The following is a 1,823-nucleotide window of genomic DNA, read 5'->3' on the forward strand; positions in this document are numbered from 1 at the left end:
GCCAACGCCATGGCCGCACGCCTTGCCGCCGCGATCGAGGATTCGGCAACGGCCAAGCTGGCATGGCTGCCGCAGGCGAACGAGGTTTTCGCGGTGATCAAGAAGGCCGAGGCCGAGAGGCTGCAGACCGCGGGTGCCGCCTTCTACGACTGGCACAAGCCGCATGGCTTTGACGGCCACATCGGCGAGGACGAGTTGCTCTACCGCTTCGTCACCAGCTTTGCGACGACAGCCGATGAAGTCGACCGTTTTGGCCAGCTGATCGCCTGATAACGCATTTCCCCGACAACAAAAAAGCGGCGCCTTTCGGCGCCGCTTCCGTCTCGGGAGGAGACTTGTATTTTAGGCAGCGGTCTTGGCCTCGATCTGCTTGGCCTTGGCCGAAGACGCCGTAATGGCGATCTTGCGCGGCTTCAGCTCCTCGGGGATGTTGCGCTTGAGGTCGACGAAGAGCAGGCCGTTCTTCAGCGAGGCGCCAACGACCTCGACGTGGTCGGCAAGCTGGAAGCGACGTTCGAAAGCCCTCGAGGCAATGCCGCGATAGAGCAGCTCAGAGCCTTCGCCGGTGCCCTCGTCCTTGCGCTCACCCTTCACGGTCAGCACGTTGCGATGGGCTTCGATCGAGATTTCCTCGTCCGAGAAGCCGGCAACCGCCATCGAGATCCGGTAGGAATCCTCACCGGTGCGCTCGATGTTGTAGGGCGGATAGGTCTGCGCGCCATCCGGCTGCGCAAGCGAATCGAGCATCGTGAACAGACGATCGAAGCCGACGGTCGAGCGATAAAGCGGGGAAAAATCAACGTGACGCATGAGGTGTTCTCCTGTTGAGCAACATGGTTTGCGTATGGCCGGTGCGAAACCCTTGAGCGGCGTTTCGGGTGGACCAGCGGCCCCGACATTGGCGACCGCACGAGACATTTGGGGAGCGCTGGAAAGCATTTCAAGATTTCACCTGGCGGCAAAAGCCACGGCGGCCGGACCCTTGATGAACGGCAGATGAACCGGCACTTCGGCGCGCGTTCAGGCAGCCGGCGCTAAAGTCCATTCCAGGATCAAGGACTGGCGGCGCCGATTGCACAACAGGCACCGCAACGAGGCCGACCGGGTGTAACGTCCCTTCCTCCCGGATCGACAGGGGCCGGAAGCACGCTTTCAAGCGGCTTCCGGCCTTCCCTGATGCAGCCTCCCCTTCACCGGGAATTCCTTGGCTTTTGGCGCATGGGCGTCTATCACCTTAGCGGAGCCGGCCAGCGCAGGCGGGCATGCGAGACGCCGAGCACGAAGCGCCGAATGACGGATCTTTTCACCGAAAACTCCCTTTTTCACGAAATCGAGGGCAATCCGCGGCCGGAAAATGCCACCGGCGGCTTCTTCACCACGCGTGACCGAAAGAATATCCGCTACGGCCTGTTCGGCGCGGTCGCTCGCCCGATGAAGGGCACCGTGGTCCTGCTCACCGGCCGCAACGAGTGCATCGAGAAATATTTCGAAACCATCCGCAACCTTGCCGATCGCGGCTTTGGCGTCGCCACGCTCGATTGGCGCGGCCAGGGCGATTCCGACCGGCTGATCCGCGATCACCAGCGCGGCTACGTCAGCAGCTTCCGCGAGTACACCGCCGACCTCGAACAGTTCTTCGAGGAGATCGTGCTGCCCGATTGCCGCGGACCGTACTACATCCTCGCCCATTCGGCAGGTGCCTTGATCACCCTGCTTGCCGCCCCATCAATGGTGAACCGCATCCGGCGCATGGTGCTGATCGCGCCCTTCCTGACGCTGCCCGACCTGCCGGTCTCGATCTCGACGGTTCGCCGCGTCTGTTC

The 1,823-nt window shown here is 62.4% G+C and carries 2 protein-coding genes and 1 pseudogene; 2 read left to right on the top strand and 1 reads right to left on the bottom strand.

The window, feature by feature from the left end; genetic code table 11:
• A pseudogene (locus EN906_RS32805) lies at positions 1-270 on the top strand (low specificity L-threonine aldolase); the annotation flags it as partial.
• A gap of 72 nt (positions 271-342) precedes the next feature.
• On the opposite strand, the gene EN906_RS32810 reads toward EN906_RS32805, so the two are convergent.
• Positions 343-810: an Hsp20 family protein gene (locus EN906_RS32810; protein WP_013529716.1), complete on the bottom strand. Its 468-nt coding sequence runs from the start codon at positions 808-810 to the stop codon at positions 343-345.
• A gap of 480 nt (positions 811-1,290) precedes the next feature.
• On the opposite strand from EN906_RS32810, the gene EN906_RS32815 reads away from it, so the two are divergent.
• Positions 1,291-1,823 (top strand): alpha/beta hydrolase (locus EN906_RS32815; protein WP_164777557.1); only part of this gene is annotated, 533 nt, incomplete at its 3' end.

The sequence above is a fragment of the Mesorhizobium sp. M7A.F.Ca.CA.004.06.1.1 genome, assembly GCF_003999135.1.
Lineage (GTDB): Bacteria > Pseudomonadota > Alphaproteobacteria > Rhizobiales > Rhizobiaceae > Mesorhizobium.

Coding starts and splice junctions, on each gene's coding strand:
- EN906_RS32810 (WP_013529716.1), bottom strand. CDS start 810: ATGCGTCACGTTGATTTTTCCCCGCTTTATCGCTCGACCGTCGGCTTC.